The sequence below is a fragment of the Burkholderia sp. COPS genome (genome assembly GCF_019425585.1).
GTDB classification, from domain to species: domain Bacteria; phylum Pseudomonadota; class Gammaproteobacteria; order Burkholderiales; family Burkholderiaceae; genus Burkholderia; species Burkholderia cepacia.
Genome location: NZ_WIXR01000052.1, coordinates 20,834 through 27,926, shown reverse-complemented (window position 1 = coordinate 27,926; position 7,093 = coordinate 20,834). Strand labels below are relative to the sequence as shown.

The following is a 7,093-nucleotide window of genomic DNA, read 5'->3' as shown; positions in this document are numbered from 1 at the left end:
CGGCCGAGCCGGTCGGACAGGCTGCCGAACACGGGGATGAACCCGCACATCACGACCGCCGCACTCATCACGCCGAGCAGCGCATCGCCGCGCGAGATCGACAGGTTGCGCGTCATGTAGCCGATCGAGAACACCGCGAACACGTTGAAGAACACGCCGTCGATATAGCGCGCGCCCATCCCGAGCAGGATCGCCTGCCGGTAGTTGCCGAGCAGTTCGACCACCGGCAGCTTCGTCTCGCGCCGCTGGCGCTTGAGCGCGACGAATTCGGGCGTATCGGCCACCCGCGTGCGGATGTAGAAACCGACCGCGACGAGCAGCAGCGACGCCGCGAACGCCACGCGCCAGCCCCACGCGAGAAACGCGGCGTCCGGCAACACGCGCGACAGCGCCGCGACCACGCCGGCCGCGAGGCACAGCCCGATCGCGAGTCCGATCTGCGGCAGGCTCGCGTACAGCCCGCGCCGGTGCGGCGGCGCATATTCGTATGCCATCAGCACCGCGCCGCCCCACTCGCCGCCGAGGCCGATGCCCTGCAGCACGCGCAGCGTCAGCAGCAGCACCGGCGCCCACATGCCGATCTGCGCGTAGGTCGGCAGGAACGCGACGCCGGCCGTCGACACGCCCATGATCAGCATCGTCAGGATCAGCGCGGACTTGCGCCCGACGCGGTCGCCGAGATGGCCGAACAGCAAGCCGCCGAGCGGCCGCGTGACGAAGCCGACCGCGAACGTCGCATACGCGAGCATCGTCGACACGAACGCGTCGCCCGCCGGAAAGTACTGCTTGTCGAACACGATGCCGGCGACGACGCCGTACAGGAAAAAGTCGTACCACTCGACGGTCGCGCCGATCACGCTGGCCGCGGCCACGCGTCGGACGACCCGGGAATCGATTGCCATGCGAGCTTCTCCAGGTAAGGATGCGCCGCAACCTGCCCCGGCGCCGTACTGGCGGGGGCATCGATGAACGCGCGGCGGCCGTCCGGGCGCAGGCACACGGGCCACGCGGGGAGATGCGTGGCGAGGCCCTACGCGACGGCCTCGGGGGCCGGCGCGACGCTGCGGCCGCGATCGGCGGCGCGCGCGTCCTCGAGGATCATGTCGGACGCCTTCTCGGCGACCATCACGATCGGCACGTTGGTATTGCCCGATACGAGGGTCGGCATGATCGAGCAGTCGACCACGCGCAGCCCGCGCGTGCCGTACACACGCAGCCGCTCGTCGACGACCGCGAGCGGATCGCTCGCGACGCCCATTTTCGCCGTACCGGACGGATGAAAGATCGTCTGCCCGTATTCCCGGCAGAACTCGAGCAGCTCGTCGTCCGTCTGCGCGTCCGCGCCCGGCCGCACCTCGCGCTTCATCAGCGACGCCATCGGCTCGGTGGCCGCGACGCGTCGCGCGAAGCGCACGCCGGCCACCGTCGTGCGGCGGTCGCGCTCGGTGTCGAGATAGTTCGGCTGGATCGACGGCGCGTCGCGCGCATCGTCGGTGCGGATTCGCACGGTGCCGCGCGATTCGGGCCGCAGCTGGCAGATCGAATACGTGCAGCCGGGAAACGGATGCACGCTGCCGCCCGCCGAATCCGCCGACAGCGTCGAGAAATGGAACTGGATGTCGGGCGTCGCCGATTCGTCCGGCAGCGCACGGCAGAACATCCCGCCCTGGTTGATGCCGATCGCGAGCGGGCCGCCGCGGAACAGCGCCCATTGCAGCCCCATCTTCGCGCGGCCGACCCACGAATGCAGTTCGTCGTTGGTCGTGATCGGCTTCGTCACTTCATGGATCAGACGAATCTGCAGATGATCCTGCAGGTTCTCGCCGACGCCCGCCCGATCGGCGACGACCGGAATCCCGTGCCGACCCAGCAGCGCGGCCGGCCCGACGCCCGACACCTGCAGCAGTTGCGGCGACTGCAGCGCGCCGGCCGCGAGGATCACCTCGCGCCGCGCACGCACGTCGTGAACCTTGCCGTGCCGGACGTACCGCACGCCGGACGCCTGCGTGCCGTCGAACAGCACCTTCAGCGCCTGCGCATCGGTTTCGACATGCAGGTTCGGCCGCCCGCGCGCGGGCTTCAGGTAGGCCACCGCGGTCGAGCAGCGCAGCCCGTTGCGCGTGGTGAGCTGGTAGTAGCCCACGCCTTCCTGGTCGCCCGTGTTGAAATCGTCGACGGTGCGCACGCCGAGCCGGTTCGACGCGGCGACGAACGCATCGACGAGTTCGTGCCGCTGCCGGATCGCGGAAGCCCACAGCGGGCCGCCGGTGCCGCGCGTCGGCCCTTCGCCGAGCGTGTTGTGTTCGAGCTTGCGGAAATACGGCAGGCACTCGCGCCAGCTCCAGCCGCGATTGCCGAGCGCCGCCCAGTGATCGTAGTCCTGCTGCTGCCCGCGCACGTAGATCAGCCCGTTGATCGAGCTGCAGCCGCCGAGCGTGCGGCCGCGCGGCCAGTACAGGCGGCGGTTGTGCATGTTCGGATCGGGATCGGTGTGGAAGCCCCAGTTGTATACGGGGTGGAACATCGTCTTGCCGTAGCCGATCGGCACGTGGATCCACATATAGCGGTCGGCGGGGCCGGCTTCCAGCAGGCACACCGTATGGCGGCCGCCGTCGGACAGGCGGTTGGCGAGGACGCAACCGGCCGATCCCGCGCCGACCACGACATAGTCGAAGCTGCGTGTCATTCCGTGTCTCCGTTCCGGGGTTTTGAAAAATCCGGTATGTTTCGTCCAAATTTATTGAGCACACGGAACACGTACAAGCCGATTTATTGTCCACGCGGCGAATGTGGTACAAAAACCGTTCAATTCGTTTCATTTCCATCGCACACACACCATCCCGGGACGCACGCCGATCCCGACGGAGGAGACACATGCGCGAACCTGCCCCCGCGCTGCCGGACGGCGCGCCCGCCGACGACGCGCGCGTGCTGCGCGCCCTCGCCGTGCTCGAAGCGCTCGCGTCGGCCGGCCAGCCGTACACGCTGTCGCAGCTCTCCGCGCGGCTGCATATCCCGAAGGCGACGCTGCTGCGGCTGATCGAGTCGCTGGAGGCGCGCGGCTACGTGATCCACATGCCCGACTCGCGCGGCCACGACCGCGGCATCGCGCTCGGGCCGCGCGCCGCGCAGTTCGCGCTCGCGGCGCTGTCGAACAACACCTTCACGCGCGGCTGCCGCTCGGTGCTGCGCGCGCTCGTCGACGTGCTCGGCGAAACCTGCAACCTCACCGCGCTCGACGGCGACACGGTGCTGTACGTCGAACGCGTCGAGACGACCGAGCCGCTGCGGCTCGAGATGCGGCCCGGCATGCGCGTGCCGCTGCACTGCACGGCGAGCGGCAAGCTGTTTTTGTCGCAGATGAATGCGCTGGAGCGCAACGCGATGCTCGCGCGGCTCATGCTGAAGAAGATGACCTACCGGACGCTGATTGATGCGCAGCTGCTCGCGGCCGAGCTCGACCGGCTCGCCGCGCGCGGCGTCGGCATCGACAACGAGGAATTCGTGCGCGGGATGGTGGCCGTCGCGGTGCCGGTGAAGGATGCGGCGAGCGGCCGCGTGCTTGCGGCGCTGGCCGTGCATGCGCCGACCGCGCGGGCGACGCTCAACGATTTGCTGGAGAACGTGCCGAAAATGCGCGACGCGGCAACGAGACTCGCCCCGCTGCTGCAGGCGGCCGATGGCGCACCGGCGGGTTGAAGCGGCCGCGCGCAGTCATGCGGTCATGCGGTCATGCGGTCGTGCGGTCGTGCGGTCGTGCGGTCGTGCGGTCACGCATTCACGCATTCACGCATTCACGCATTCACGCATTCACGCATTCACGCATTCACGCATTCAAGCGTTCAAGCGTTCAAGCGTTCAAGCGTTCAAGCGAGGTGATAACGCAGCCAGAAGGTTTCGCGGCACGCGTTGTCGAACGTGATCCGCGTCGGGCCGATCGGTTGCGCATCGGGATGGCGAAGCACGTCGTAGTCGATCCAGCACTCGGCGCACAGCAGGTCGGACGGCGCGCGGTCCTGCTCGACCGAGCGGCGCACGATCGCGCCGTTGTCGAAGCGGTATTCGGTTTCGTCGCGCGTGACCTCGACGTCGTCGTCGGTCCAGCGGTCGTGCGACGTGGCATGCGACACGATCGACACCGGGCCCGCGAGCCCGTGGATCGCGGCGACGTAGGAAATGAGCTTGTCCATGGCGAGGCGGCGAACGGAAGGATGGCCGCCTCGCGCAACATGGATGGCACGAGGCGGCCCGAGCGGCGAGTATAGCCGCGCACCGATGACCTTGCCGCCCGTGGGGTTTCGCGCGCTACGCCTCCAGCGCGAGCAACGCGAACGTCGCGAGCCAGTGCTCGCCCATGTAGTCGCCGGCCACGTGCGCGAGCGCGCTCGCGAGGTGCCGGCCGGCCGCATCGAGCAGCTTCGCGCGCCGCGCGTCGCCTTCCGGCAGCGCACCGGCGAGCGCGCGCTGGCACCACGCGCGGCTCAGGTTCAACCCGTCGAGGTGGGCGATCTTGCCGTCGCTGCGATCGCTGACCGTCGCCGGCTCGAACAGCGTCGCCGGCTCGCCGCGCGCGAGATCGGGCAGGAAGCGCGCGAACCAGCCGTCGAATTCGGCGGCCGGCAGCACGCGCCGCATCAGCTCGGCCTCCATCAGCGCGGGCGACAGGAATTCGTCGCCCGACGGCTCCCACGCCTGGCACGCGACGTCGTTCAGGTGCCAGCGCTTCGCGGTATCGACGATCAGCGCCGCGAGCCCGTCGCGCTGCGTGTCGCGCGCGAAGTCGAGCGTGAGCGCCAGCGCGAACGCGGTGTTGAAGTGCGTGCCGACGCGCAGCGGATAGGTCGCCTTCGGCAGGAAGGTCTCGAAGCGCGACACGAACAGGTCGGTGAGCGGTGCCATCGTCTTCGCCCAGCGGGCGGCCTGCGGCAGCGCACCCCTCAGCGCGAGCCGCTCGAGCTGCGCGGCGAGCGCGAGCAGCCACGCCCAGCCGTAAGGCCGCTCGAAGCCGCTGTTGTGCGGCAGCGCGAGGTACGCCCGCTCGCCGGCGACGTTCGCATCGGTGAAGTGCGCATCGACGATCGCGACGATGCGTTCGGCCTCCGGCAACGCCGGGTAGCGTTCGAGCACGCGCAGCACGAGCCAGTAACCGTGCACGCACGAGTGCCAGTCGTAGCTGCCGTAGAAGATCGGGTGCAGCGCGCGCGGCCCCTGCACATCTTGCGGGCCGGCGAGCGAATGCGTGAGCTTGTTCGGATATTCGCGGGTCAGGTGCGCGAGCGCGAGCGACGCGAACTTCGACGCGAGTTCGGGGGTGAGTCGGTCGGTCATGAGGATCTCGTCCATCGAGTCAGAAGCGGAATGCGAACGCATACATCAGCAGCGTGTTCACGGCGAGCAGCAGCACGGCGGTCGGCCACTGCGCCTTGATCACGCCGTTCTTGTCCTTCAGTTCGAGCAGCGCCGCCGGCACGACGTTGAAGTTCGCGGCCATCGGCGTCATCAGCGTACCGCAGAAGCCGCTCAGCATCCCGATCGCGCCGACGATCGCCGGGTTGCCGTGGAACTGGTGGACGATCAGCGGCAGGCCGATGCCGGCCGTCATCACGGGGAACGCGGCGAAGCCGTTGCCCATGATCATCGTGAACAGCGCCATGCCGACCGTATAGGCCGCGACCACCGCGAACGGCGAATCGATCGGCACCCAGTCCCTCACGAGCCCCGACACCACGCCGCCGACGCCCGCGACCGCGAACAGCGCGCCGAGCGCCGCGAGCATCTGCGGCAGGATCGCGGCCCAGCCGACCGCATCCATCGTATGGCGTGCCTCCCTCACCGCATGCACCGGCGAATCGCGCAGCATCGCGAGCGCGACGACGAACGCGACGAGCGTGCCGAGCACGAGCGAGATCAGCGTCACGCTCTTCTGGTCGACGAACGGCACGAGCTTCAGCGCGAACGTGCCGATCAGCGTGACGACCGGAATCAGCAGCGCGGGCAGGAACAGCCGGTTGCCGAAGCGCTGCGCGAGTGTCTCGCGGCGCACGGCCGCCGCTTCGCCGGCTTCGTCGGACTTGCCGCGCCCGAGCTTGCCGGAGCCCGCGATCACCGCGAGCGCGATCGCGAGGCAGCCCGTCACGAAGTGCGGCAGCAGCGCGCCGAACAGGAACGTGACCGCGTAGATCGCCCAGAACGCGAAATTGACGACGCGGCGCGGGTTCGTGCGGTCCGTCAGGTTGAAGCACGCGAACGCGGCGAACATCAGCCCCGCGAGCGTGTACAGCGATTCGAGGCCGATCATCGCGCGCCCTCCTGCTTCACCAGGCCGAAGCCGCGCGTGAGCCGGCGGTCGAGCAGCGCGAGGCGCGTGCAGTGGATCAGCAGCGCGGCGATCGCGGTCGGGATCGCCCACACCGACAGATGCAGCGGTTCGATGGAAATCCCGTTCTGTTCGAGAAAGCCCTTGATCAGCAGGATCGACTGGATCGCGATGAAGATGTCCTCGCCGAAGAACACGGCGACGTTGTCGACGCCCGACGCATGCGCGCGGATCTGCTGGCGCACCGCTTCGGGCAGCTCGCCGTGCCGGTTGACCGCGGCGGCCTCGGCCATCGGTGCGATCAGCGGCCGCACCATCTGCGCATGGCCGCCGAGCGACGTGAGGCCGAGCGCGGCCGTCGCCTGGCGCAGCACGAAGTACAGCATCAGCACGCGGCCGGTGGTGGCCGCCTGCACACGCGAGATCATCCGCTTCGCCTGCTCCTTGAGCCCGTTGCGCTCGAGCAGCGCGATCACCGGCAGCGTCAGCCAGATGAGCCCCATGTAGCGGTTTTCGGTGAACGCCTTGCCGAACGCGCTGACGATGTCGACGAGATTCAGCCCGCCCGCCAGCCCCGTCGCGAGCCCCGCGATCGTGACCACCAGCAGCGCATTGAAGCGCAGCGCAAAACCGATCACGACGATCGGCACCCCAATCAGCACCAGCATTGCTCCTCCTTGTATCGGACGCGCGGCGCCTTGGCAACGCGCCGCCTGCCCGGTTTGGACCGGGCTCTGACGGCGCAATCTAGCACGAGACTTTATCGATAAAAAGTCG

General features: G+C 68.8%; 7 protein-coding genes. 1 reads left to right on the top strand and 6 read right to left on the bottom strand.

Annotated features, from left to right (window positions below; translation table 11 throughout):
* The coding region (locus FOZ70_RS32410) for an MFS transporter (RefSeq protein ID WP_258025793.1) at window positions 1-902 on the bottom strand (902 nt) is incomplete at its 3' end.
* 128 nt (window positions 903-1,030) lie between these two features.
* Window positions 1,031-2,686, bottom strand: a complete 1,656-nt coding sequence (locus FOZ70_RS32405; protein ID WP_219707569.1) for a choline dehydrogenase — start codon at window positions 2,684-2,686, stop codon at window positions 1,031-1,033.
* A 188-nt stretch (window positions 2,687-2,874) separates the two neighbouring features.
* On the opposite strand from FOZ70_RS32405, the gene FOZ70_RS32400 reads away from it, so the two are divergent.
* On the top strand, window positions 2,875-3,699 hold the full coding sequence (locus FOZ70_RS32400) for an IclR family transcriptional regulator (protein WP_219707568.1): 825 nt from the start codon (window positions 2,875-2,877) through the stop codon (window positions 3,697-3,699).
* 167 nt (window positions 3,700-3,866) lie between these two features.
* Here FOZ70_RS32400 and FOZ70_RS32395 read toward each other — a convergent pair whose 3' ends face one another.
* The 4 genes from FOZ70_RS32395 to FOZ70_RS32380 form a co-directional block, all read right to left on the bottom strand.
* On the bottom strand, window positions 3,867-4,190 hold the full coding sequence (locus tag FOZ70_RS32395) for a hypothetical protein (protein WP_059674886.1): 324 nt from the start codon (window positions 4,188-4,190) through the stop codon (window positions 3,867-3,869).
* Between the two features lie 115 nt (window positions 4,191-4,305).
* Window positions 4,306-5,328: a DUF2891 domain-containing protein gene (locus tag FOZ70_RS32390; RefSeq protein ID WP_027791244.1), complete on the bottom strand. Its 1,023-nt coding sequence runs from the start codon at window positions 5,326-5,328 to the stop codon at window positions 4,306-4,308.
* Window positions 5,329-5,347: 19 nt separating this feature from the next.
* Window positions 5,348-6,298, bottom strand: a complete 951-nt coding sequence (locus FOZ70_RS32385) for a DUF979 domain-containing protein (RefSeq protein ID WP_124922348.1) — start codon at window positions 6,296-6,298, stop codon at window positions 5,348-5,350.
* On the bottom strand, window positions 6,295-6,984 hold the full coding sequence (locus FOZ70_RS32380) for a DUF969 domain-containing protein (RefSeq protein WP_021157620.1): 690 nt from the start codon (window positions 6,982-6,984) through the stop codon (window positions 6,295-6,297). Before FOZ70_RS32380 ends, FOZ70_RS32385 begins: the two co-directional genes overlap by 4 nt.
* Window positions 6,985-7,093 lie beyond the last annotated feature (109 nt).